At 67.9% G+C, this 24,198-nt stretch carries 23 protein-coding genes; 15 read left to right on the top strand and 8 right to left on the bottom strand.

Features of this window, described 5'->3' with window-relative positions; translation table 11 throughout:
• Position 1: 1 nt before the first annotated feature.
• The 3 genes from QZ670_RS06790 to QZ670_RS06780 are packed head-to-tail and all read right to left on the bottom strand — an operon-like array spanning position 2 to position 1,556.
• Entirely contained in the window at positions 2–307 is a 306-nt protein-coding gene (locus tag QZ670_RS06790; RefSeq protein WP_294253255.1) for a polyhydroxyalkanoic acid system family protein, read from the bottom strand.
• Positions 304–720 (bottom strand): VOC family protein, encoded by a 417-nt coding sequence (locus QZ670_RS06785; RefSeq protein ID WP_294253252.1) that lies wholly within the window; start codon positions 718–720, stop codon positions 304–306. Before QZ670_RS06785 ends, QZ670_RS06790 begins: the two co-directional genes overlap by 4 nt.
• 38 nt (positions 721–758) lie before the next feature.
• Entirely contained in the window at positions 759–1,556 is a 798-nt protein-coding gene (locus QZ670_RS06780) for an aspartyl/asparaginyl beta-hydroxylase domain-containing protein (protein ID WP_294253249.1), read from the bottom strand.
• A 184-nt stretch (positions 1,557–1,740) separates the two neighbouring features.
• Here QZ670_RS06780 and QZ670_RS06775 point away from each other — a divergent pair, with 184 nt between their 5' ends.
• Complete coding sequence (locus QZ670_RS06775; protein WP_294253248.1) at positions 1,741–4,608, top strand: M16 family metallopeptidase; 2,868 nt, start codon at positions 1,741–1,743, stop codon at positions 4,606–4,608.
• 57 nt (positions 4,609–4,665) lie between these two features.
• Here QZ670_RS06775 and QZ670_RS06770 read toward each other — a convergent pair whose 3' ends face one another.
• From QZ670_RS06770 to QZ670_RS06750, 5 genes are all read right to left on the bottom strand, one after another.
• On the bottom strand, positions 4,666–5,925 hold the full coding sequence (locus QZ670_RS06770; RefSeq protein WP_294253246.1) for an aminotransferase class V-fold PLP-dependent enzyme: 1,260 nt from the start codon (positions 5,923–5,925) through the stop codon (positions 4,666–4,668).
• Positions 5,925–8,300, bottom strand: coding sequence for a TonB-dependent receptor (locus QZ670_RS06765; protein WP_294253244.1), 2,376 nt, complete (start codon positions 8,298–8,300; stop codon positions 5,925–5,927). Before QZ670_RS06765 ends, QZ670_RS06770 begins: the two co-directional genes overlap by 1 nt.
• A gap of 137 nt (positions 8,301–8,437) precedes the next feature.
• A complete protein-coding gene (locus tag QZ670_RS06760) occupies positions 8,438–10,222 on the bottom strand; it encodes an AMP-dependent synthetase/ligase (RefSeq protein WP_294253242.1) in 1,785 nt (594 codons plus the stop codon).
• 47 nt (positions 10,223–10,269) lie between these two features.
• On the bottom strand, positions 10,270–11,988 hold the full coding sequence (ggt, locus tag QZ670_RS06755) for a gamma-glutamyltransferase (protein ID WP_294253240.1): 1,719 nt from the start codon (positions 11,986–11,988) through the stop codon (positions 10,270–10,272).
• Positions 11,989–12,027: 39 nt separating this feature from the next.
• The gene (locus QZ670_RS06750; RefSeq protein WP_294253238.1) at positions 12,028–13,005 is read right to left on the bottom strand and encodes a quinone-dependent dihydroorotate dehydrogenase; all 978 of its coding nucleotides are present in this window, start codon (positions 13,003–13,005) and stop codon (positions 12,028–12,030) included.
• 304 nt (positions 13,006–13,309) lie between these two features.
• Here QZ670_RS06750 and QZ670_RS06745 point away from each other — a divergent pair, with 304 nt between their 5' ends.
• The 14 genes from QZ670_RS06745 (at position 13,310) to QZ670_RS06680 (ending at position 24,148) form a co-directional block, all read left to right on the top strand.
• Positions 13,310–14,176, top strand: coding sequence for a helix-turn-helix domain-containing protein (locus QZ670_RS06745; RefSeq protein ID WP_294253237.1), 867 nt, complete (start codon positions 13,310–13,312; stop codon positions 14,174–14,176).
• Between the two features lie 43 nt (positions 14,177–14,219).
• Positions 14,220–14,732, top strand: coding sequence for an SUF system Fe-S cluster assembly regulator (locus QZ670_RS06740; RefSeq protein WP_294253235.1), 513 nt, complete (start codon positions 14,220–14,222; stop codon positions 14,730–14,732).
• Positions 14,732–16,195 (top strand): Fe-S cluster assembly protein SufB, encoded by a 1,464-nt coding sequence (gene sufB, locus QZ670_RS06735; protein ID WP_294253232.1) that lies wholly within the window; start codon positions 14,732–14,734, stop codon positions 16,193–16,195. The genes QZ670_RS06740 and sufB overlap by 1 nt, the downstream gene beginning before the upstream one ends.
• A gap of 91 nt (positions 16,196–16,286) precedes the next feature.
• The gene (locus QZ670_RS06730) at positions 16,287–16,706 is read left to right on the top strand and encodes a hypothetical protein (RefSeq protein WP_294253230.1); all 420 of its coding nucleotides are present in this window, start codon (positions 16,287–16,289) and stop codon (positions 16,704–16,706) included.
• Positions 16,707–16,711: 5 nt separating this feature from the next.
• Positions 16,712–17,455 (top strand): Fe-S cluster assembly ATPase SufC, encoded by a 744-nt coding sequence (gene sufC / locus QZ670_RS06725; protein ID WP_294253228.1) that lies wholly within the window; start codon positions 16,712–16,714, stop codon positions 17,453–17,455.
• A complete protein-coding gene (locus QZ670_RS06720) occupies positions 17,452–18,534 on the top strand; it encodes a SufD family Fe-S cluster assembly protein (protein ID WP_294253226.1) in 1,083 nt (360 codons plus the stop codon). Before sufC ends, QZ670_RS06720 begins: the two co-directional genes overlap by 4 nt.
• A 2-nt stretch (positions 18,535–18,536) precedes the next feature.
• On the top strand, positions 18,537–19,742 hold the full coding sequence (locus tag QZ670_RS06715; RefSeq protein WP_294253309.1) for a cysteine desulfurase: 1,206 nt from the start codon (positions 18,537–18,539) through the stop codon (positions 19,740–19,742).
• Positions 19,739–20,209 carry an SUF system Fe-S cluster assembly protein gene (locus QZ670_RS06710; RefSeq protein WP_294253223.1) on the top strand — a complete coding sequence of 157 codons (471 nt, stop codon included), beginning with the start codon at positions 19,739–19,741 and terminating at the stop codon, positions 20,207–20,209. The genes QZ670_RS06715 and QZ670_RS06710 overlap by 4 nt, the downstream gene beginning before the upstream one ends.
• 137 nt (positions 20,210–20,346) lie before the next feature.
• Positions 20,347–20,706, top strand: coding sequence for an iron-sulfur cluster assembly accessory protein (locus QZ670_RS06705; protein ID WP_294253221.1), 360 nt, complete (start codon positions 20,347–20,349; stop codon positions 20,704–20,706).
• Between the two features lie 28 nt (positions 20,707–20,734).
• A complete protein-coding gene (locus tag QZ670_RS06700) occupies positions 20,735–21,706 on the top strand; it encodes a rhodanese-related sulfurtransferase (protein ID WP_294253219.1) in 972 nt (323 codons plus the stop codon).
• A 78-nt stretch (positions 21,707–21,784) separates the two neighbouring features.
• Positions 21,785–22,360 (top strand): NifU family protein, encoded by a 576-nt coding sequence (locus tag QZ670_RS06695; protein ID WP_294253217.1) that lies wholly within the window; start codon positions 21,785–21,787, stop codon positions 22,358–22,360.
• Positions 22,361–22,407: 47 nt separating this feature from the next.
• Positions 22,408–23,001 carry a malonic semialdehyde reductase gene (locus tag QZ670_RS06690; protein WP_294253215.1) on the top strand — a complete coding sequence of 198 codons (594 nt, stop codon included), beginning with the start codon at positions 22,408–22,410 and terminating at the stop codon, positions 22,999–23,001.
• A gap of 32 nt (positions 23,002–23,033) precedes the next feature.
• Positions 23,034–23,675: a tRNA (adenosine(37)-N6)-threonylcarbamoyltransferase complex dimerization subunit type 1 TsaB gene (gene tsaB / locus QZ670_RS06685; RefSeq protein WP_294253213.1), complete on the top strand. Its 642-nt coding sequence runs from the start codon at positions 23,034–23,036 to the stop codon at positions 23,673–23,675.
• Entirely contained in the window at positions 23,672–24,148 is a 477-nt protein-coding gene (locus tag QZ670_RS06680; protein WP_294253212.1) for a GNAT family N-acetyltransferase, read from the top strand. The genes tsaB and QZ670_RS06680 overlap by 4 nt, the downstream gene beginning before the upstream one ends.
• The last annotated feature ends 50 nt before the right edge of the window (positions 24,149–24,198 follow it).

Here is a 24,198-nt window from a genome sequence, read left to right as displayed (position 1 = left end):
CTCAGGCGAGCAACCGAGGGCCTTCCTTCGCCAGCATTTCGCGGACCTTGCCCGCGAACAGGGCCAGCATGCCGGGTAGCGCGATCTCGGCATGGACCTGCGTGTCAGCCACGTCGAGGCGACTGACCACCTGCTGGCCCATCGCGGCGACGGTGAAGTGGAGGCTGTCGCCTTCCCAGCGATGCTCGACGGTCGCGCCACCGGGGATCTTCTCGGCAAGCCGGCCGATCTTTGAATCGATCCGGGCGCGGGCACCCTCGCGGCCGAGCTGGTGCGGAATGTCGACGCTAATCGTCTGCGGGATCATTTTGCGAATACCATGGCGTCATTGGCGAACGCCTTGAATTCCAGCGCGTTCCCGCTGGGATCGCGGAAGAACATCGTCGCCTGCTCGCCGGCCTGGCCCTGGAAGCGGATGTGCGGTGCGATGCCGAAGGTGACGCCGGCGGCCTCCAGCCTGGCGGCGAGCGCGTGCCAGTCCTCCATCGTCAGCACCACGCCGAAATGCGGCACCGGCACGTCATGGCCGTCGACCGGGTTGGTGGTCGCAACTGGCTTCGCGGCGGGATCGAGGTGCGCGACGATCTGGTGGCCGTACAGGTCGAAGTCGATCCACTGCTCCGACGAGCGCCCCTCGGGGCAGCCGAGCAGATCGCCGTAAAAGGCGCGTGCGGCGGCGAGGTCGTGGACCGGGAAGGCGAGATGGAAGGGGCGTGGCATGGCCCTGGCTTAGCCGCGCCCGGCGGCCCCGACAACGCTCAGACGTCGGCCGCAATCTCGCCGCGATGCCAGCGCCGCAGGTTCGCCCGCGCCTCCTGCACGAACGCCGAGCGGCGCAGCACGCCGAGCAGCGTATCGGCGATCCAGCGGCCGGGGTTGCGGAGCGGCCGGCGGAACTGGATCAGCAGCACGATGCGGGTGTGCGCGCTGTCGTTCCACACCTCGTGGTCATAGGTGTCGTCGAACACCAGGGTCTCGCCCTCGGCCCAGCGGATGGTGCGGCTGCCGATCCGCATGCGAACATCGCCGTCGCGCGGCACGACCAGCCCCAGATGGCAGGTGAGCAGCCCCTTGGTGACGCCGCGATGCGCCGGGATGTGGGTGCCGGGGGCGAGGATCGAGAACATCGCGCTGTTGAGGCCGGGCACCTGCTCGATCAGCCGCGAGGTGTGGGGGCAGCGGGCGAGATTCTCGTCGACCCGGTAGCCATAGCCGCACAGGAACAGGCTCCGCCATTTGCCAAGAGGCGCGATCGCGCGGTGATCGGGCGAGATGGCGGCGAGCGACGGCGCGCCCGGCTGGGTGCCGATCGCCGCAAGTGCCTCGTCGCGGATCGCCTGCCAATCCGCCCGCAGCGCCCCGGTCCACGGAAAGGCCCGCATGTCGAGTACCGGCGTGTTGGGGACGAGCGAGGAAGTGGCGATCAATCGATCGAAGGTGCCGCGCAGATGCTTGCCCCAGCGGAGCAGCAGCGGCCGGGGGCGCGGGCGAGACTCGGCGAGCGGAGCGATGTCGCCCATTCGCCCGACCGGCGCCTCGCTGGTGGCAATGTCCACGCGCAACTTCCCCGCAGCTTCCACGTTACGCCCGCAGTTCGGTGCTGCAACGCAACAATCCATGCCCCCGGTCTAGGCCGTCACTTGGGTCCAAAACATGGCGGGTCCATGGATTCTTGTGGCGTACATCCGGCAGAAAGGTTGCCGGTGGCATGCCGCGCCACTCGCCTCTAGAAAGGGCTGCATGTTCTCTTCTCTGCGCACCCCGCGCTTCGCCCTGCTTCTCCTCGCACTCGCCGCCCCGTCGCTGCCCACCCCGGTGCTGGCGCAAGGCCGGCCCGAGGGCGTCCAGACCGCCGAGGATCCCTGGCTCTACAAGGGCAGCGACCTCGTCCATGACGACAAGTGGAAATTCGGGCGGCTTTCCAACGGCGTGCGCTATGCGGTGCGCAAGAACGGCGTGCCGCCGGGGCAGATCTCGATCCGAGTCCGCATCGACGCCGGCTCGCTGATGGAACGCGAATCGGAACGCGGCTTCGCCCATCTGCTCGAACATCTCAGCTTCCGCGGATCGACTTATGTGCCCGACGGCGACTCGAAGCGGATCTGGCAGCGCCTGGGCGTCACCTTCGGCTCGGACAGCAACGCCGCGACGACGTTCATCAGCACGACCTACAAGCTCGATCTGCCCAATGCGACGCCCGAGGGCCTCGACGAGAGCTTCAAGATCCTCTCCGGCATGATGGCCAACCCGGCGATCACGCAACAGTCGCTCACCGCCGAGCGCCCGGTGGTGCTGGCGGAGGGCCGCGAGCAGCCCGCGCCGCAGAAGCGGATGCAGGACGCGCTCTACCAGCTGATCTTCGCCGGCCAGCTGCTCGCCGATCGCGAGCCGATCGGCACGGTGGAAGCGCTCAACGCTGCCACCCCGGCCAGCGTGCAGGCCTTCCACGATCGCTGGTATCGCCCCGAACGCGCCACGGTGATCGCGATCGGCGATGTCGACCCGGCGGTGCTCGAGGCGATGATCAACAAGTACTTCTCGAGCTGGCAGGGCAAGGGCGAGGCGCCCAAGACCCCCGATTTCGGCAAGCCCGAGGCCGATCACCCGATCGCCGCGAGCATCGTCGAGCCGGCGCTGCAGCCGGTGGCGCTGATGGCGATCGTGCGGCCCTGGACGGTCTATGCCGACACGGTGATCTTCAACCAGAAGCGCATGATCGACATGGTGGCGATCCGCATTCTCAACCGCCGCCTCGAATCGCGCGCGCGCTCGGGGGCGTCGTTCATCGGGGCGGGGGCGGATCTCGACGATATCGCCCGCTCGGCCAATGTGACGACGCTCACCGTGCTGCCGACCGGCGACGACTGGGAAAGCGCGCTGCGCGACGTCCGCGCCACCGCCGCCGAGCTGATGGCCGCACCGCCGAGCCAGGCGGAGATCGACCGCGAACTCGGCGAGATCGACGCGGTGATGCGCAACCGCATCTCCACCGCGCCGGTCGAATCGGCGGTGTCGCTGGCGGACGACCTCGTCCAGGCGGTCGACATCAACGAGACGGTGACGACGCCCGAGGCGTCCTACGCGATCTTCAAGGGCGCGATCGCGGCGCGGATGTTCACGCCGGCGGCCGTTCAGGCCTCGGCCAAGAAGGTGTTCGAGGGCACCGCGACGCGCGCGCTGGTCAACACCCATGCGCCCGATCCCGATGTCGTCCGCAAGGTGACGACGGCCCTCCAGGCGGACGTTAAGGCGGCGGCGATGAAGCGCCGTGCGCTCAACGTGAAGTTCGATCAGCTGCCGCGCATCGGCGCGCCGGGCAAGGTCGTCGAGCGCAAGCGCATCGACCCCGATCTCGCGATCGACGAGGTCACCTATGCCAACGGCGTCAAGCTGCTGATGCGCGAGGATACGTCCGAGACCGGCAAGGTCTGGGTCAACATTCGCTTCGGCCGCGGTCTGCGCGCGATGCCGGGCGACAAGCGCGTGCCGGGCTGGGCGGGCAAGACCGCGCTGATGGCCAGCGGTATCGGCAAGTTCGGCCAGGAGGAGCTCGACGCGCTGACCGGCAACCGCCAGATCGGCCTGGGCTTCGACATCGAGGAAGACGCCTTCGTCTTCCAGGCGCAGACCAACAAGCAGGATCTTGCAGACCAGCTCCGGCTGTTCGCGACCAAGCTCGCGGCGCCCGGCTGGGATCCCAACCCAATTACCCGCGCCAAGGCGGCGACGCTCGCGTCCTATGCGGGCCTCTCGGCCTCGCCCGACGCGGTGCTCGGCCGCGACCTCGACGCGCTGCTCCATGACGGCGATCCGCGCTGGGGCGTGCCGAGCCGCGAGGAAGTGGCAGCGCTCACCCCGCAGGCGTTCCGCGCCTTCTGGGAGCCGCTGCTCCAGACCGGCCCGATCGAAGTGGAGATCTTCGGCGACATGAATGCCGACGCGACGGTGCAGGCGGTGGCGGCAAGCTTCGGCGCGCTCAAGCCGCGCGCTCCGGGTGCGGAAAGCGGCGCGCCGGTGCGCTTCCCGGCGCATGTCACGACCCCCGTGGTGCGCACGCATACCGGTGCGGTGGACCAGGCTGCGGCGGTGATCGCCTGGCCGACCGGCGGCGGTAGCGCGGGTCTGGCCGAGAGCCGCAAGCTGGAGATCCTGACCGCGGTGTTCCGCGACCGGCTGATCGAGCAGCTGCGCATCCAGGCGGGCGTGAGCTATTCGCCCAATGTGATGAGCGACTGGCCGCTGGGTCTCTCCACGGGCGGCAAGATCGCGGCGCTGGGCATGGTGCCGCCGGACAAGACCGACTTCTTCTTCAAGCTCGCCCGCGACATCGCGGCGGACCTGGTGGCGAAGCCGATCGACGCCGACGAGCTCAACCGCGCGCTGACCCCGCTCAAGCAGCAGCTGCTGCGCATGTCGAGCGGCAACATGTTCTGGATGAACCTGGTCGAGGGCGGCACGCAGGACCCGGCGCGGATCGCGGGCATGCGCAGCCTGGCGAAGGACTATGCGGCGACGACGCCGGCCGAGCTGCAGGCACTGGCGGCCAAGTATCTGCGGCCGGACAAGGACTGGACCATGGTGGTGCTGCCGGAGAAGGCTGCGAAGTAACATCGCCGACGAATAGGAAGGGCCGGGCGCGAGGGGATCGCGTTCGGCCTTTTCGTGTCAGCCGCGCGCGAAGCGGACGAGCTCGGGCAGCGCGTCGGCGAGACGGTCCATGTCCGCCATGCTGTTGAACAGCGCGGGCGTCACGCGCACGCAGGCGCCGCCGGCAATGCCGTCGCGGTGGACGGTGAAGATCTTGTGCTGGTCGAGCAGCCGCGCCGCGAGCCTGGCATTGGCCCCGCTGCTGGTGACGCCACGCGCCCGGAACGAGGTGATCGCGCCATGCGAGGCCGGATCGTCCGGCGTCAGTACTTCGATCCCGTCGACCTGACGTGCGCGTGTCACCCAGCGGTCCCGCAAGGCGCGTAGCCGCTCGGCCCGGCGGGTGCTGCCGATCGCCTGCTGGAAGGCGAGCGCTGCCGGCACGGTGAGGCTCGCGGCGAAGTCATAGGTGCCGAGATGGACCTTGGAGAACAGCGTGTCCGGTCCGTTCGCTGCATTGGCGGGGTGGCGGTCGATCTTGCCGAGCGCCGCCTTGCGGACATGGAGGAAGCCGACACCCAGCGGCGCGCCGAGCCACTTGTGCCCGTTGATCGCGATGAAATCGCAGTCGAGGTCGGGCACCGAGAAGTCGAGCTGGCACCAGCTGTGCGCCGCATCGACGATCACGTCCGCGCCTTTCGCGCGCGCCAGCGCCGCGATCTCGCGCACCGGCAGCACCAACCCGGTGCGGTGGCTGAGATGGGTCAACAGGATCAGCTTGAGCCGCGGATTCGCCGCGAGCGCCGCGGCATAGGCGTCGATCAGTGCCTGGCGGCTGGCTGGCTCGGGCAGCGCGATCTTCACCAACTGCACGCCGCGTGAGCGGACGAGGCTCGCCATGCACGCTTGGGCGCTGTCATAGTCGAGATCGGCGATCAGCACCGCGTCGCCCGGCTGCAGCCGGTTATAGCCGAGGATCAGCGTCTCCAGCGCCTCGGTGGCGTTGCGGGTGAGGACCAGCTCGTCCGGCCCAACGCCCATTGCTGCGGCGGCCTGGTCGCGCACCGCCACCAAGTCCTTGGTCAGCCCGCGCCGGGCATAGAAGCTGGTGTCGCGGTTCACCCGGGCGAGCTGTTCCTGATAGGCGGCGAAGACGGGGCGGGGCATCATCCCCCAATTGCCGTTCTCCAGCTGGATCACGTCTGCCGGCGGGGTGAACTGGGCGGCGATTCCGCGCCAATAGGGATCGTCGTCCATCGCCCATGCTCCGCCGGGGAGGCCGAGGGCGGGAAGCGCGAGGCTCCCCGCGAGCAGCGAACGACGATCCATGCGGTGCATCAGAAGCGCAGCTCCACCCGGCCATAATATTGTCCGCCATCGGTATCATAGGGGGCGTTGCGCGAGTAGATCAGGCCGCGATTGGCCTGGTTGTTCGCCTCCGCCGGATAGGTGTCGAACAGGTTCTCCGCGCCCGCCCGCAGCGTGAGCATCTTGGTGACGTGGACGCTCACGGAGGCATCGAACAGCGCGATGCCGCCGAAGCGCTGGAACAGCTCGCCGGTGGCATTGCCGGTCACGTCGGTCCAGGCGCCGTAATAACGGCCGCGGAGCATCACGCCGACCTTGCCGAGATCATAGCTGAGCGTACCGGTCGCGTTGTGCTGCGGCAGCCGCTCCTGGAAGATGCGGCGCTGGGTATCGTTGGCGATCGACGCGCTGTTGCCGCCGCGCACCTTGGTCTCGTTATAATTGTAGGCGAGGCTGAGGTTCGCCTTGCCCGGCCCGACCGGCCGCGCATAGCTCACCACCACGTCGACGCCGCGGGTGCGGGTATTGAAGTCGTTGGTGAAATAGCTGACCGAGGTGAAGCGATCGGGGTTCGCGAAGCTCGCCGGCACCGCGAAGGTGGCCGACTGGCCGAAGCGATCGTCGACGTCGATCTGGTAGAGGTCCACCGTCGCGCCCAGGCCGAAATCGGTCTGGCCGACCAGGCCGGCGGTCAGCGTGCGCGACTTTTCCGGCTTGAGCGGCTTGGCGCCGAGCGCCACGGCGATCGGGTCGGTAGGCGACAGGCGGCCCTGGTTGAACACCTGCAGCGTCTTGGTGTCGAGGCCCTGCGTCACCTGGCGGGTGTTGAGCTGCGCCGGCGTCGGCGCGCGGAACCCGGTGGAGTAGGTAAGCCGCGCGGCGAGGCCATGCACCGGCTCGAAGCGGCCGGCGAGCTTGTAGGTGAAGGTGTCGCCGAACGCCGAGAAATCCTCGTAGCGGCCGGCGGCGCCCAGCGTCACCTTTTCGATCGGCGCCCATTCGAGATCGACATAGCCCGCATAGCTGCGTTGGCTCCACTGGCCCGCCTGCGCCGGGCTGAAGCCGGGGAAGCCGTTGGAGTTGGGCGCGAGGCCGGTCGCCGCGCCCGGGCCGACCGCATAGGAGGCGGGGTCGCCGGTGCCGACGCGGTAGGTCTCGACGCGCCGCTCGCCGCCGAACGCAACGTTCACCGGATCTCCGAGGCCGACCGGCAGGCGGTAGACGAAGTCGGCGTTGAGGTTGAACTCGCGCTGGGTCAGCCGACCGAGATAGAAGCTGGTCGGGCTGTTCGGACCCAGCGAAGCGTTGAGGCTCTCGCCCAGCGTATAGTCGATCCGGCTTTCGCCCTGCGACACGCTGAGGTCATAGTGGAAGCGGTCGCTGGCGTCCCCGCGGACGCCGCCCACCGCCTGATGGTCGGCGAAGCGGGTGCCGAAGCGCGGGGTGAAACCGGCGGGGTAGAGCTTGGTGAAGGAGAAGCCGGGGAAAGCGCTGCTCGCGCCGTAGACCGAAGCCGTGCCCGCCGGGTTGCGCCAGTTGAAGTCGGTCACGCCTTCGCCGCTCTGCGCGGTGCCGAAGGCGTAGAGCGTCGCGCCCTCGACCAGATCGACATGCGCATTGACCGAACCGGCGATCCGCTCCTGATCGGGCTGGCCCCAGCGCTGCACCGGCTTGGGCACGGCGAGCGTCGGGTTGACGGCCTGGAAGGCGATGGCGTCGGGACGCTGGCGGGTGCGCGAGGTCGCCTCGGCATGATCATACTGGCCGGTGAAGACGATCGAGCCGCGGTCGCCCAGCGCGATGCCGCCGCGCAAGCCACCCTGATATTCGTTGCCGTCGCCGGCATAATAGCTGGAGGCCTGGCCATAGGCCGACATGCCGGGCTTGTCGTCGAGCAGCATGTTGATCACGCCGGCGATGGCATCCGAGCCGTACTGCGCCGAGGCACCGTCGCGCAGCACCTCGACCCGGCCGATGGCATGGGCGGGGATCGCGGCGAGATCGGGCGCCTGCGCGCCGCGCGTGCCGAGCAGCGCCGAGCGGTGGAAGCGCTTGCCGTTGAGCAGCACCAGCGTCTGGTCGGCGGACAGGCCGCGCAGCGTCGCCGGGCGGACGAACGCCTGGCCGTCGGCGGCGGGAAGGCGCTGAACGTCGAACGAGGGCAGCAGCTGCGCCAGCGTGTCGTTGAGGTCGCCCGAGACGCTCGATTCGAGCATCGCGTTCGACAGCACGTCGACCGGGGCCAGCGTGTCGAACTGGGTGCGGGCGCGCTCGCGGGTGCCGGTGACGACGATCTGCTCGCCGCTATCCGGTGCGACCGCGGGTTCGGTCTGCGCCTGGGCGAAGGCGGCGGGCATGCAGGCGAGCTGCAGCGCGATCAGCGCGCTGCCGGTGCGGAAGTTCATCGGTTTCCCCTTGGTGGCCGGGGCGTCCTGCTGGACGCTTCTCAGCCCCGGCCGCTAGGCGTCCGCGATGACGACGACGCGACAGCACCAAGACGTTTCGATGAAATACCAATCTATGCCCAATTCGGGGCGGGCGCTCAGTACAGCCCGTCAAGCCGCTCCGCATACACCGCCTTGAGCACATGCCGCCGGATTTTCATGCTCGGGGTCAGCTGCTCATTCTCGATGGTGAAGGCCTCGTCGGCGAGGATGAACTTGCGCACCCGCTCGATCACCGAAAGGTCGCGGTTCACCCGCTCCACGGCCGCGCCGATCGTCGCCTTGAAATCGGCGTCGCGCGAGAGATTGCGGAACTTGCACGGCGTTGCCGTCTTGGCGCAGAATTCCTGCACCCATTCGGGATCGGGGACGATCACCGCGGTCATGTAGGGCCGCTTGTCGCCATAGATCATCGCCTGCAGGATCTCGGGCTGGAGGGTCAGCATGCCCTCGATCTTCTGCGGCGAGACATTGTCGCCCTTGTCGTTGACGATGATGTCCTTCTTGCGATCGGTGATCTTGATGCGGCCCTTGGCGTCGATCTCGCCGATGTCGCCGGTGTGGAGCCAGCCGTCTTTCAGCACGCGCTCGGTTTCGGCCTCGTTGCGCCAATAGCCGTGCATCACCAGCTCGCCGCGCACCAGGATCTCGCCATCCTCGGCGATGCGCACCTCGACGCCGTCCATCGGCGGGCCGACGGTATCCATTTTCAGGCCCACCTTGGGCCGGTTGCACGAGATGACGGGTGCCGATTCCGTCTGGCCATAGCCCTGGAGGAAGGTGAGGCCGAGCGATTCGAAGAAGATGCCGACCTCGGGGTTGAGCGGCGCGCCGCCCGAGACCAGCGCCTTGATCCGCCCGCCGAAGCGCTTGGCGAGCTTGGGGCGCAGCGTGGCATTGAGCAGCAGGTTCATCGGCGCGTCGGCGATGCCCGATTTGCCGGCGGCCTTGCGCCCGCCGATCGCCACGGCCTTTTCCAGAAGATAGGTGGCGACGCTGCCCTGCTTCTCGACCTGCTTGGTGATGCGGGTGCGCAGCACCTCGAACAGGCGCGGCACCACGACCATGATGGTGGGGCGCACTTCCTCGATGTTCGAGGCGAGCTTCTCCAGCCCCTCGGCGTAGTAGATCTGCCCGCCCAGCGCGATCGGGAAGAACTGGCCGCCGGTATGCTCATAGGCGTGGGAGAGGGGGAGGAAGGACAGGAACACCTCGTCCGCCCAGCCGAAATCCTCCGAGATGATCGCGGTGCAGCCCTGGCAATTGTGCAGGATCGCGCCGTGGTGCTGCATCACTCCGCGCGGCGATCCGCCGGTGCCGCTGGTGTAGATGATGCAGGCAAGGTCCTCGCGCCGGAAGGTCGCCTGCGCGGCGGCGGAGGCGGCACCGGTGGGATGGGCGGCGATCAGTTCGCGGAAGTCGTGAAATTCCAGGCTGCCCTGTTGCGCGAGGCGAACATCGTCGATGCCGATCACGATGCGCCCGGCCGAGGAGCGCAGCATCGCCGGCAGCAGCGTCTTGGCGAGCTTGGTGTTCGACACGATCACCGCGCATGCGCCCGAATTTTCGAGGATATGCTGGTGATCGCGCTCGGTGTTGGTGGTGTAGGTGGGCACGGTCACGCAGCCCGCCGCCATGATCGCGAGGTCACTGATGCAGAATTCGGGACGGTTCTCGGAGACCAGCATCACCCGGTCGCCGGGCTTCAGCCCGAGCGCCTTGAGCGCGGTGGCGAGGCTCGCCACCTGCCGCGCGGCCTCGGCCCAGCTGGTGGGGTGCCATTTCCCCCCGGCCTTGTGCCAGAGGAACGGCGCGTCGCCCTTCTCCGCTGCCCGCGTGAAGAACATCGCCACCAGATTATCGAAACGTTCGAGTTTGCGCATTCCTACTCCCCCTGCAGGCGCCCCATCTTGTTCCTGAGCGTCCCGCGTCATTCCGACGGGCGGTTGGGCCTGGCGCCCACCCGCTGTATAACCGTTACCGTGCCGTCCTGATCCATCGCCACGCCTTCGCTGCGCGGATCGGCGGCGCCGACCCAGCGGCCGCCCACGCGCTCGATCGCATTGGCCTTGAGACCCATCGGCGCGGTGCGGACGTCCTCGCCCAGCGCGCGCAGTGCCGGCAGCATCGCATCGAGCTGGGTGTCCTGCTCCGCAGTGGCGGTCTTGCCCGGCGCATAGAGCAGTCCGAGCCCGATCGCGTCCTGCGCGGAGAGCTTCCAGTCGACGACGCCGACGATCGCCTTTGCCACCTGCGCGATGATCGTCGAGCCGCCCGCGGCCCCGACCGCGAGCCGCACCTGGCCGTCGGCGCCGAACACGATCGTCGGCGCCATCGAGCTGCGCGGACGCTTGCCGCCCTCGACGCGGTTGGCGACGAGCGCGCCGTCCTTCACCGGCACGATGTCGAAATCGGTCAGCTGGTTGTTGAGGATCATGCCGTCGACGGTGAGGCCAGAGCCGAACGGGCCTTCCACGGTAGTGGTCACTTCGACGACGTTGCCGGCGCCATCGGTCACCGCCAGATCCGTCGTACCGGCGACCTCCTGCACCTTAGCCATCACACGCTTGGGCGCGCCCGGTGGCGACCCGGCGGCGATGCTGGTCATGGTCCTGGCGGGATCGATCAATTTGGAGCGGCTGGCGATATAGCGGCGGTCGAGCAGCCCCTTCAGCGGCACCTGCACGAAGTCGGGATCGCCGAGATACAGGTCACGATCGGCATAAGCGAGCCGCGAGCTTTCGGCGAACAGGTGCCAGGCGGTGGCCGAGTCCTTGCCGAGCTTCGCCATGTCGAAGCGTTCGAGCTGCGCCAGGATCATCAGCACGGTGATGCCGCCCGAGGAAGGCGGGCCCATGGAACAGACCTTGTATCCGCGATAGTGCCCGCACAGCACCGGCCGCGCCTTGGCGTCATAGGCGGCAAGGTCGCCGGCGGTCATCTTCGACGGATTCCGCGCTGCGCCGTTGACCGCCGTGACCAGTTTCGCCGCCTGCGGGCCGACATAGAAGCTGTCCGGTCCCTGGGTCGCGATGCGTTCGAGCAGCGCGGCCTGATCCGGGTTGCGCACCGTGGTGCCGGGCGGCAGCGGCTTGCCGTCCGTGCCGAAGAACAGCGCGCGATAGGCGGGATCGACATGGCCGGAGAACTGGGTGAGCGAATTGTTCATCCGCGGGCTGAGCACGAAGCCGTCCCGGGCAAGCCGGATGGCGGGCGCGAACAGCTTGGCCCAGGCAAGCTTGCCCGACTGACGGTGCGCGAGCGCCATCGCGCGCAACGCGCCCGGCACGCCGACGCTACGCCCGCCGGGCACCGCGGCGAAATGGCTCAGCGGCTGGCCATCGGCGCCGTAGAACCAATGGTCGTCGGCGGCCATCGGCGCGGTTTCGCGGCCGTCCACCGTCGCCATCGCCTTGGTCCTGGCGTTGTAGAGCACCATGAAGCTGCCGCCGCCTAGCCCCGAGCTCTGCGGCTCGACCACGCCGAGCGCCAGCATCGTCGCGATCGCGGCGTCGGTGGCGCTGCCGCCTTCCCGCAAGATCTCGACACCCGCCGCCGCCGCACGGGGATCGGCAGCGCTCACCATGCCCTGGGCATGGGCGAGCAGCGGCGTAAACAGCAGGAGGAGCAGCGCGACCGTTTTCTTCATGGGCCTAGGCGTAGCGCGCTTTGCCCCGGAGGCAAGCGGTCAGGCGAGCGCCCTGGCAAGCTCGCGTGCCAGACCGGCCCCGCGATAGAGCAGCGCCGAATAGACCTGGACCAGCACCGCGCCCGCCTCGATCCGGCGCTTGGCCTCGTCAGGACCGTCGATGCCGCCGGCAGAAATCAGCGGCAACTGCCCGCCCGAGGCCTCGCGCGCCTCGATCAGCTTGGTACGCGCGAGTTCCTTGAGCGGCCTGCCCGAAAGCCCGCCCGCCTCCCCGGCCTGGGGCGATGCGAGGGGCGGGCGGGAGATGGTTGTGTTTGAAACGATCAGTGCATCGACATGATGATCGATCGCCGCCCGCACCGCGCCTTCCAGCCCGGCGCGGTCGAGATCGGGCGCGACCTTGAGGAACAGCGGGGTCGTGCCGCGCGCGGCATGGGCGGCGGCCAGCAATTCGTCGAGCGCGGGGCGCGATTGCAGGTCGCGCAGGCCCGGCGTGTTGGGCGAGCTGACGTTGATCGTTATGTAATCGGCATGGGGCGCCGCCTTGGTGACGCCCAGCGCGTAATCGGCGACGCGATCGGTCGAGTCCTTGTTCGCGCCGACATTGATGCCGAGGATGCCCGGCCGTCGCTTCAGCCGCGCGATGCGCGCCAGCGCCGCATCGATCCCGCCATTGTTGAAGCCCATGCGGTTGATCACCGCCTCGTCCTCGACCAGCCGGAACAGGCGGGGCTTTGGATTGCCCGGTTGCGGGCGAGGGGTCAGCGTGCCGACCTCGACCGCGCCGAACCCGAGCCCGAACAACCCGGCGATCGCCTCCGCATCCTTGTCGAGTCCCGCGGCGAGCCCGACCCGATTCGGAAAGGTCAGCCCGGCAAGCGTCACCGGAGTCGCCGATTCGGGGCCGCCGCCGAAGGGCGCCCGCGCGCCGCCCCACAGCGCCAGTGCGCGAATCGCCGCGCGATGTGCCCGCTCCGGATCGAGCGCGAAGACCACGTTGCGAAGAATCTTGCCCATGAAAGCGCTCATGCATCGCGAGGCAAACGTCGTCAAAGGTCGGAATGTCGATTCCGTACAATACCGGGCCTCTCGAATCGGGTAGAGCATCCCTGCGACCCGAGGGGTTCCGCTTAACGGGGGGAACCCTTTCCTTTGGGCCCGACCGGGCAACCGGTCGGGCCTCTTTTCCGTTGCGCTTTACGCGCAGCCATGCTCCAGCTGTGCGACGAACCGAAGCACAGGGGAACAGCTTCGCATGCGTGGCACCGAAGAGGGCCAGGTTGCAATTGCCGCGCGCAGTGGCGCGGGGGCACGCACGCCGTTGAACATTCGCTTTCAGCCGTCCACCGGGCGGCTGATACCGCATGTCGAAAGCTTTTATCTCGCCCATATCGACGCACCGTGCATCGAGGGCGTCGAGCGTGTCGATCTCGGCCAGTGGCGCTTCTGCCTGCAGGGTGGCGGTTCGGTGAGGTTTCCGGACGGACATGGCGAGACAACGCTGCCGGTCATGGTCAACGGCCCCGGCACGGCGCACTGGACTTACCGAATCGAAGGGCCCTTCCGCTGTTTCGGCATCTCCCTGCGCGGCATCGGCTGGCGTACGCTGGTAGGCCGCCCGGCGGACCAGGTGGCCGATCGGCTGGTGGACGGCGGCGAGATCTTCGGGCCGGAGGTCCATGCGCTGCACGCGCAGCTCCGAGATCTCGATACGCTGGAAGCGATGGTCGCTGCCGTCGAGCCCTTCCTGCTCCGCCGGGTCGATACCGCGCGACGCGTGCCGAAGGCACACATCGCCTTCCTGCGCATCGTCCGCGAATGGGCGGCATCGGGCGATCCGACGATCGATGCACTGTATGATGCGATGGAGGCCGAAACCGGCATGGGCCAGCGCCAGGTCCAGCGGCTGTGCAAGGAGTATTTCGCAGGCCCGCCCAACCACCTGCGTCGCAAGTTTCGCGCGATCGGCGCGGCGATGCGCATCCACCAGGGTGCGCCGCTGGCCGAGGTGATGGCGCCCTTTGCCGACCAATCGCACATGATCAACGAGATCAAGCATTTCACCGGCCAGACGCCTGGGCTGCTGCGCGACGGCATCGATCCGGTGCTCGCCGTCACCCTGGAGAACGAGAAGTTCCACTTTCTCCCCGATGTGATCCCCGAGACAGTTGACCTAGGCGGTCGCTAGGCCCACATGCCCAATCGGATCAACTTTGTCCGATTGGGAGTCGATGCGTCTTTCGAGCCTTGCCGACTATGCCGTAGTGATGCTGGCCGCTGCCGCGCGCCACTGCGGCGCGTCGTGCCGGCTCAATGCTACGCTGCTGGCCAATGAGACCGGGCTGCCGCTGCCGACCGTGCAAAAGCTGGTCAGCAAGCTCTCCGCTGCCGGCCTGATCGAAAGCGCGCGCGGCACCGGCGGCGGCTTCCGCCTCGCTCGGCCCCCCGCAGCGATCAGCCTTGCCGATATCGTCGAGGCGATCGAGGGACCCATCGCGCTAACGGTGTGCGTCGATTCGGCCCGGCATGACTGCGCGGTGGAAGGCAATTGCCGGGTGAAGCCGCACTGGGGTGTGGTGAGCGATGCGGTGCGCTCGGCGCTCGCCCAGGTCAGCCTCGCTAGCCTCAGCAACCCTCCCGTGCTTGCAGCGCCGGCGATGCCGGTGCATGGGCGCACGCCTTCCGCTTCCGACCTTTCTTCTCCTTCTCCGGTGCTCGCCGGGGAAAGCCAGGTATCTTTCTGATGGCCACCAAGAATGCAGAGGCGCTCGCCGCCGCGAACAAGAAGTACGAATGGGGCTTCGCCTCGGACGTCGAACAGGAGTTCGCGCCCAAGGGGCTGAGCGAGGATACCGTCCGCTACATCTCGGCCAAGAAGAACGAGCCGGAGTGGATGCTCGACTGGCGCCTTAAGGCCTTCCGCCTGTGGCAGACGCTGGAGGCGCCGGACTGGGCCAAGCTCAACGTTCCGCCGATCGACTATCAGGACGCGTATTATTACGCCGAGCCGAAGCAGAAGAAGACGATCGCCAGCCTGGACGAGCTCGATCCGGAAATCCGCCGGACCTATGAGAAGCTCGGCATTCCGATCGAGGAGCAGAAGGTGCTCGCCGGCGTCGAGGGGTCGCGCAAGATCGCGGTCGACGCTGTGTTCGACTCGGTTTCGGTGGCGACCACCTTCCGTGCCGAGCTCAAGGCCGCGGGCGTCATCTTCCTGTCGATCAGCGAGGCGATCCGCGAATATCCCGAGCTGATCCAGAAGTGGCTCGGCAAGGTGGTGCCGCAGCGCGACAATTATTTCGCGGCGCTCAACAGCGCGGTCTTCTCCGACGGCACCTTCGTCTATGTGCCGGAGGGCGTGCGCTGCCCGATGGAGCTGTCCACCTATTTCCGCATCAACGCGGAGAATACCGGCCAATTCGAGCGCACGCTGATCGTCGCCGACAAGGGCGCGTACGTTTCCTATCTCGAGGGCTGCACCGCGCCGATGCGCGACGAGAACCAGCTGCACGCCGCGGTGGTGGAACTGGTCGCGCTCGACGATGCCGAGATCAAATATTCGACCGTCCAGAACTGGTATCCGGGCGACGAGAACGGCAAGGGCGGCATCTACAACTTCGTCACCAAGCGTGCGCTGTGCCAGGGGCGCAACTCGAAGGTGAGCTGGACCCAGGTCGAGACCGGCTCGGCGATCACCTGGAAATACCCCAGCTGCGTGCTGGCGGGCGAGAACAGCGTTGGCGAATTCTACTCGGTGGCGGTGACCAACAACCGCCAGCAAGCCGATACCGGCACCAAGATGATCCATCTGGGCAAGGGCAGCCGCTCGACCATCGTGTCGAAGGGCATTTCGGCTGGGCGCAGCGACAACACCTATCGCGGGCTGGTCCGCGTGGCGGCGAGCGCCGAAAATGTCCGCAACTTTACCCAGTGCGACTCGCTGCTGCTCGGCGACCAGTGCGGCGCGCACACCGTGCCGTACATCGAGGTGAAGAACCCGAGCGCACAGATCGAGCACGAGGCGACCACCAGCAAGATCAGCGACGACCAGCTGTTCTACGCGCTCCAGCGCGGGCTGGACCAGGAAGCCGCGGTGGCGCTGATCGTCAACGGCTTCGCCCGCGAAGTGCTGCAGCAGCTGCCGATGGAGTTCGCGGTCGAGGCGCAGAAGCTGCTCGGCATCTCGCTCGAAGGCTCGGTGGGATGATCCGCCCCGCTGCCCCCGCTCAGACTGCGCTCATCTTGGCTGACCTATTGACGACGCAGGGCCGCGTTCCGGGCCCGCAGGAGTATCGTGCATGTTGAACGCCCTTCTTGCCGCAGCCTTCGCCCTCCAGGGGGGCGTCGCGATCGACAGCGCGGCCCAGTTCGGCGCGGCGACCAACCATGCGCGCTGCATCGTCCGCGCGATCGGCACCGCGCCGGCGGACGCGGGCGCGCGTTCGGCCAAGGTCGCCAGCGCGATCAAGCAGTGCCGCGACTTCCTCGATTCCGATTTTCAGGCCGGCCGCCTGCTGCTCAATGATCGGCCGTACCAGCCGAGCGCCTGGCGCAAGCTGACCCCGGTGCTCGACGCGATCGAGGCCGACATCAAGGCCAGCGTCACGGCGCCCAAGCAGTACAAGATCATGTGGAAGCTGCCCGACGGCTCCCTGGTCGACGCCTATGACGCGGGCGCCCAGCCCAAGACCCTCTCTCTCGTGACCGTGGCGATCTGAACCCCATGCTGAACATCCAGAACCTGCACGCCGAAGTCGACGGCAAGGAAATCCTCAAGGGCCTGACCCTGTCGCTGAACGCGGGCGAAGTGCACGCGATCATGGGGCCGAACGGTGCCGGCAAGTCGACGCTGGGCTATGTCCTTGGCGGCCGCAATGGCTATGAGGCGACCAGCGGCAGCGTGACCTTCGACGGGCAGGACCTTCTGGAGCTCGAGCCGCACGAGCGTGCCGCCGCCGGTCTGTTCCTCGGCTTCCAGTACCCGGTCGAGATCCCCGGCGTGTCGAACGTCCAGTTCCTCCGCGAGGCGGCCAATGCCCAGCGCCGCAACCGCGGCGAGGCCCCGCTCTCGGGTGCCGAGTTCCTCAAGCTCGCCCGCGCCCAGGCGGCGGCGCTAGGCATGGATGCCGAGATGCTCAAGCGGCCGGTGAATGTCGGCTTCTCGGGCGGCGAGAAGAAGCGCAACGAGATGGTGCAGATGGGGATCCTCAACCCCAAGCTGGCGATCCTCGACGAGACCGACTCCGGCCTCGACATCGACGCGCTCAAGGCGGTGGGTGAGGGCATCAACCGGATCATGCGCGCGCCCGACAAGGCGGTGCTGCTGATCACCCATTACCAGCGCCTGCTCGACTATGTGCAGCCGGACTTCGTCCATGTGCTGGCGGGGGGGCGGATCGTGCGGTCGGGCGGGCCGGAACTGGCGCTCGAGCTCGAGCGCGAAGGCTATGGAGCGCTGGCGGCGTGACCGTACTCGATCTTCCCACGAAGAAGGCGGAGGCGTGGCGCTGGTCCGACATGGACACGCTGCGCGCCGCGGCCGAGAGCCCGCAGGCATCGGCGGGCGTCGATCCGACAAGCCTGTTCCTCGACATCGACGGCCCGCGGCTGTGCTTTATCGACGGTGTGTTCGAGCCTGCGCATAGCCGCCCGGGCCCGGTGGACGTCACCCGCCAGATCGCCGCGACCGACCATCCGCTCGGCAGCCTGGCGATCGGCGAGGGCTGGGCGCTCCATCTCGGGCCGGAGCATGCGGCGACCTGCATCCAGATCGTCCATATCGGCACCGGCGGCGAGAATCATGTGCCCGCGCGTATCCTGCTCGCCGACGATGCCGTGGCTTCGGTGGTGGAGACCTTTGCCGGCACCGGCTGGGCGAACCGGCTGACCGCGATCGCGCTCGGCAAGGGTGCGCGGCTGATGCGCTCGGTGCGGCTGGTGCAGACCGACGGCTTCGTCTCGATCCGCGACGAGGCGGAGATCGGCGAGGCGGCGAGCCTGGTGTCGATCTTCCTCGGCGCGGGCGGCATGGGCAGCCGGATCGACGGTGCGCTGACGCTCACCGGCAAGGGCGCATTCGCCGAAATGGGCGGTGCGCTGCTCACCAGCGGCACGCAGCGGCAGGAAGCCGCGGTTGCGGTGCGCCACGAGCAGGTCGAGGGCAGCTCGCGTCAGATCTGGCGCGCGGTTGCCGCCGACCAGTCGGTAGCCAGCCTCGCCGCGCGAGTGGAAGTCGCGCGCGGCGCGCAGCAGACCGACGGCGAACAGTCGCTGCGCGGGCTGTTGCTCCAGCGCACCGCGACGGTGAACCTGAAGCCCGAACTCGAAATCTTCGCCGACGACGTCAAGTGCGCGCATGGCGCAACCGTCGGCGAGCTCGATCGCAACGCGCTCTTCTACCTGCAGAGCCGCGGTATCCCGCAAGGACAAGCCAAGGCGCTGCTGACCCACGCTTTCGTCGCGGATGCGCTGGCGCGGATCGGCGAAGAGCCGGTGCGCGAGGCCTTTGCGGCGGACGCGGCGAAGTGGCTGGAGGCGGCGCTGTGAGCGTGGTGACCACGGCAGCCCCGCTCGACGTCCTCGCGGACTTCCCGGCGATCCCGGCCGGCTGGGCCTATCTCGACACCGCCGCCACCTCGCAAAAGCCCCGCCCGGTGCTCGACGCGATCGCGCGCGGCTATGGGGAGACCTATGCCACCGTGCATCGCGGCGTGTACCAGCGCTCGGCGGACATGACGCTGGCCTTCGAGGCGGCGCGGGCGCGGGTGGCCAGGTTCATCGGCGGCAAGCCGGAAGAAGTGGTGTTCGTGCGCGGCGCGACCGAGGGGATCAACCTCGTCGCGCAATGCTACGCGGCGACCCAGCTCAAGGCCGGCGATAGCATCCTGCTCTCGGCGCTCGAGCACCATTCGAACATAGTGCCGTGGCAGATGGCCGCCGAGAAGATCGGCGCACACATCGACGTGGTGCCGCTCACCGAAGACCACCGCATTGATCTCGATGCCATGGCGGCGATGCTCACCGATCAGCACAAGCTGGTCGCGCTCGCCCATGTCTCCAACGTGCTGGGCTCGGTGCTCGACGTGAAGCGGGCGACGGAACTGGCGCACGGCGTCGGCGCCAAGATCCTGATCGACGGCTGCCAGGCGGTCGCCCGGCTGCCGGTGAACGTCGCCGAGCTGGGCTGCGACTTCTACGTCTTCTCGGGCCACAAGCTCTACGGCCCGACCGGCATCGGCGTGCTGTGGGGACGATACGAGCTGCTCGACGCGATGCCCCCCTATCAGGGCGGCGGGTCGATGATCGACCGCGTGACCTTCGCCAAGACCACCTATGCGCCGCCGCCGGGCCGCTTCGAGGCGGGAACCCCGCACATCGTCGGCGTGGTCGGGCTGCACGCGGCGATCGAGTACGTGGACAGCATCGGTCTGAGCCGCATCCACGCGCACGAAACCGCGCTGGTCACCGAGACGCGCGCAGCGCTTGCAGGAATCAACAGCGTGCGGCTGTTCGGGCCGGCGGACAGCGCCGGCATCGTCAGCTTCGCAGTGGAGGGCGTGCACCCGCACGACGTCGCGACAATCCTCGACGAGGGCGCTGTCGCGATCCGCGCCGGGCATCACTGCGCCCAGCCGCTGATGGAGCTGCTGGAGGTCCCCGCCACCGCGCGGGCGAGCTTCGGCGTGTATAACGGGCCGGCGGATGTCGCCGCGCTCGTGCGAGGAATCGAACGGGTGACGAGGATCTTCGGATGAACGAAGAACGCAAGATCGTGGTGGAAGAAGTCGACGCGGTCGAGGCGCCGCCCAAGGCGCGTGTCAACGAAGCCGTCGAAGCGCCCGCCCAAGAGCGCAAGCGCGATTATCTCTCTGGCTTTCTCTCGCAGAAGCCCGTCGAGCCGGGTGCCGGCGAGCCGGGCGGGCCGCTGTACGAGGCGGTGATCGATGCGCTCAAGGAGATCTACGACCCGGAAATTCCGGTCAATCTCTACGATCTCGGGCTGATCTACGGGGTCGACATCACGGCGAACGGCCATGCCGCGATCACCATGACGCTGACCACGCCGCATTGCCCGGTGGCGGAATCGATGCCGGGCGAGGTCGAGCTGCGGGTGAGCGCGGTGCCGGGCATCGCGACGGCCGACGTCAATCTCGTCTGGGATCCGCCCTGGGACCCGCAGAAGATGAGCGATGAGGCGAAGCTGGAACTGGGGATGTTGTGATTTCTAGCCCCCGCCCGCGTGCGGGAGGGGGTTGGGGGTGGGCCCCCGGCACCCAATATCCGGAGCGCTCGCGGCGAGCGGGCGCTCACCCCTCGGTCCCCTCCCGCACGCGGGAGGGGAAGTAGGCAGGAAGAACGATGACCACCGCGACCACCGCCCGTCAGCGCCCCGCCGCGCTGCTCCTCACCCCCGCCGCCGAGGCGCGCATTGCCGCGCTGATGGCGAAGGCGCCGGAAGGCACGGTCGGCGTCAAGCTCTCCACCCCGCGTCGCGGCTGCTCGGGCCTCGCATATTCGGTCGATTATGTCAGCGAAGCCAAGCCGCTCGACGAGAAGATCGAGACGCCCGGCGGCACCTTCTTCGTCGACGGCGCTTCGGTGCTCTACCTGATCGGCTCGACGATGGACTGGGTAGAGGACGATTTCACCGCCGGCTTCGTGTTCACCAACCCCAACGCCAAGGGCACCTGCGGTTGCGGCGAAAGCTTCATGGTCTAATCGCCCCGGCTGCGGTACAGCCGCCGAAATGACTCAGGTTGCGGACGATGCCGCGCTGCCGATCTGCGTGGCGGCGCTCTATCAATTCACCCGGTTCGATGATCCGGCGGCGCTGCAGGGGCCGCTGGCCAAGCTCTGCTGTGCGCAGGGCGTGAAGGGCACGCTGCTGCTCGCGCGCGAGGGGATCAACGGCACGATCGCGGGCAGCGACGAGGCCATTGCCGCGGTGGTCGCGCATGTCCGCGCGCTGCCCGGTTGCGCCGCGGCCGACGTGAAATATTCCCGTGCCGCTGCGCAGCCCTTCTACCGGATGAAGGTACGCCTCAAGCGCGAGATCGTGACGATGGGCCAGCCGGACATCGATCCGCTCGCCAGCGTCGGCACCTATGTCGCGCCCGAGGACTGGAACGCGCTGATCGCCGATCCGAATACGATCGTGATCGACACGCGCAACGATTACGAGGTCGCCGCCGGCACCTTCCGCGGCGCGATCGACCCGCACACCAAGAGCTTCCGCGACTTCCCCGACTGGTTCCGTGCCCACCGCGAGGAATTGCTCGGCAGGGGCGAGACGCCGCCCAAGGTGGCGATGTTCTGCACCGGCGGCATCCGCTGCGAGAAGTCGACCGCCTTCCTCAAGTCCGAGGGCATCGAGGAGGTGTTCCACCTAAAGGGCGGGATCCTCAACTATCTGGAAAAGGTGCCCGAGGCGCAGAGCCTGTGGGACGGCGAGTGCTTCGTGTTCGATCAGCGGGTGACGGTGGGCCATGGCCTGGCGCCGGGCAGCTACGCGCTGTGCCACGCCTGCCGCCGGCCGGTCAGCGCCGAGGACCGCCGTTCGCCGCGCTACGAGGCGGGGGTGAGCTGCGCCGCCTGCTATGACGAGCGCAGCGATGCGGACCGCCAACGCTATCGTGAACGCCACCGCCAGGAGCGCCTGGCGGCCACCCGCGGCGAGCCGCATGTCGGCAAGGTCTATCCCGCCGACCCCGACGCCTGAGCGGAACTTCAGCGCCGGCAACACAGGGTTTCCCGCGCGCGGCTTGATCCGGCGCAAGGACGCGCCCATGTGAGCGGCATGCTGATCGAGACCGAAGCCACGCCCAACCCCGCCACGCTCAAGTTCCTGCCCGGCAGGATCGTGATGGAGGCGGGCACCCGCGACTTCGCGAGCCCCGAAGAGGCGGAAGCCTCGCCGCTCGCCACCGCGCTGTTCGCGCTGGGCGACGTGACCGGCGTATTCTTCGGCCGCGACTTCATCTCGGTGACCGCTGCGCCGGGCGTCGAGTGGCTGAGCCTCAAGCCCGACGTGCTCGGCATCCTGCTCGATCATTTCTCGGCCAACATGCCGCTCTTCCTGCAAGGCTCGGCCGCCGGCTTCAGCGTGCCGCCGGAGAGCGCCGACTTCGGCGACAATCCCGAAGATGCCGACATCGTCGCGCAAATCCGCGAGCTGATCGACACCCGCATCCGCCCGGCGGTCGCCAATGACGGCGGCGACATCGTCTATCGCGGGTTCAACGAGGGCAAGGTGTTCCTCCAGATGCAGGGTGCCTGCTCGGGCTGCCCTTCGTCCACCGCGACGCTGAAGAACGGCATTGAGCAGTTGCTCAAATATTACGTCCCCGAAGTCACCGAGGTGCGCGCGATCTGACGCGCGCGCCCGCTTCCCGCCTCCCCAGCACGAAAGGACCGCAGGCCATGGGCCAGCCGCTGAACGACGTCGCCCTCGATACAATCTTCCGCACCGCGCGGACCTTCAACGGCTATACCGACCAGCCCGTGACCCAGGCCGATATCGAGGCGATGTACGACCTGCTGAAGATGGGGCCGACCTCGGTCAACCAGCAGTCGGCGCGGTTCGTCTGGATCCTGAGCCAGGACGCCAAGGACAAGCTTGCCAGCCTGTCGAGCGGCAGCAATGCCGAGAAAATCCGCAAGGCGCCCGCCAGCGTGATCATCGGCTACGACATCAACTTCCACGAGCACCTGCCGGAATTTTTCCCGCACGCGCCCGAGGCGAAGAACTGGTTCCCGACCGAGGAAGGTCGCCGCGAACAGGCGTTCCGCAATTCCTCGCTGCAGGGCGCCTATTTCATCGTCGCCGCACGCGCATTGGGCTTCGACACTGGGCCGATGTCGGGGTTCGACAATGCCAAAGTCGATGAAGCCTTTTTTGCTGACCAGCCGGGTGTGAAGTCGAACTTCATTTCGACGCTGGGTGTGGGTGATCCTTCGAGCCTTCATGCGCGTTCGCCGCGTCCGGCATTCGTTCAGTTCAACCGGGTGATTTGACCTGCACCCAGTTCTTTGGCTAGCGCGGGACGATGGCTGAAGCCCCGCGACTGCTCGTGATCGAAACCGCCACTGCTGCCTGTTCGGTGGCGCTGCTAGCGGACAACGTTGTTCTTGCCGAACGGCATGAACTGGTCGGCCGCGGCCATGCCGAGCGGCTGATCCCGATGATCGGCGAGCTGCCTGGCGGTGGCCGCGCCGATGCGATCCTGGTCGATGTCGGCCCCGGCAGCTTTACCGGGGTCCGCGTGGGCCTCGCGGCCGCGCGGGGCCTGGCAATCGGCTGGGGCGTGCCGGTGCACGGCTATTCCTCGCTCGCATTGATCGCTGCCGCCGGGTTCGCGGGCGACACGACGCTGGCCCGGCTGTCGGTCGTGCTCGAAGGCGGCCACGGCGAAGTCTTCGTCCAGCATTTTGCAAGCCCGCTGGTCGACACCGCGCCGCTCGCCTCGCTGCAGCCCGAGGCGGCGTTGGCCGCGCTCGACGGCCGCGCTGCGTTCGGCAGCGGTGTCCGCCGTCTCGCCGCACTCGCCGAGGAGCTGGACCTGCGCGAGGTGCTGCCCCGCGCCGCCGACGCGGTGCTGCTCCCGCCTGCCTTTGCCACGCTACCGCCGCGCCCGCTCTATGGCCGTGGCCCCGACGCCAAGACGCTCGCCGAGCGGGGGCTCGCATGAGCGTCGCGCCCCAGCCGATCGAGCTGCGCGAAGGCGGGGTGCACGACCTCATCTCAGTCAATCGGATCATGCAGGCCGCCTTTGATCCGGAATTCGGCGAAGCCTGGACGCAATCGCAATGCGTGGGAATGATGGCGCTTTCGGGCGTGTGGCTCGTTGTCGCCAGCATAGGTGGTCGCGACGTCGGCTTCGCGATGGCGCGGGCAATGCTAGACGAGGCCGAACTGTTGTTGCTGGCGACCAGTCCAGGCGCGCGGGGAATTGGCGTGGGCGGAGCGTTGTTGCGCGCGGTGATCGCGGAGTCGCGCAATCGCGGCGCGACCAAGCTTCATCTCGAAGTCCGCGAAGGCAATGGAGCGATCCACCTCTATCAGCGCGAGGGCTTCGAGAAGATCGGCGAACGACGCGGCTATTATCGCGGTACTAGCGGTCTGGCGCTCGATGCTCTCACTTTGGCACGTCCGCTAGGGTAAAAATTGCAACCATTGCGACGTTGATCTCTTGCCAATGACGATGCTTCGCA

It is taken from the genome of uncultured Sphingomonas sp., from assembly GCF_913774285.1.
Taxonomy (GTDB): domain Bacteria; phylum Pseudomonadota; class Alphaproteobacteria; order Sphingomonadales; family Sphingomonadaceae; genus Sphingomonas.
The sequence above is the reverse complement of the archived record's forward strand: the minus strand, read 5'-3'. Positions and strand labels throughout refer to the sequence as shown.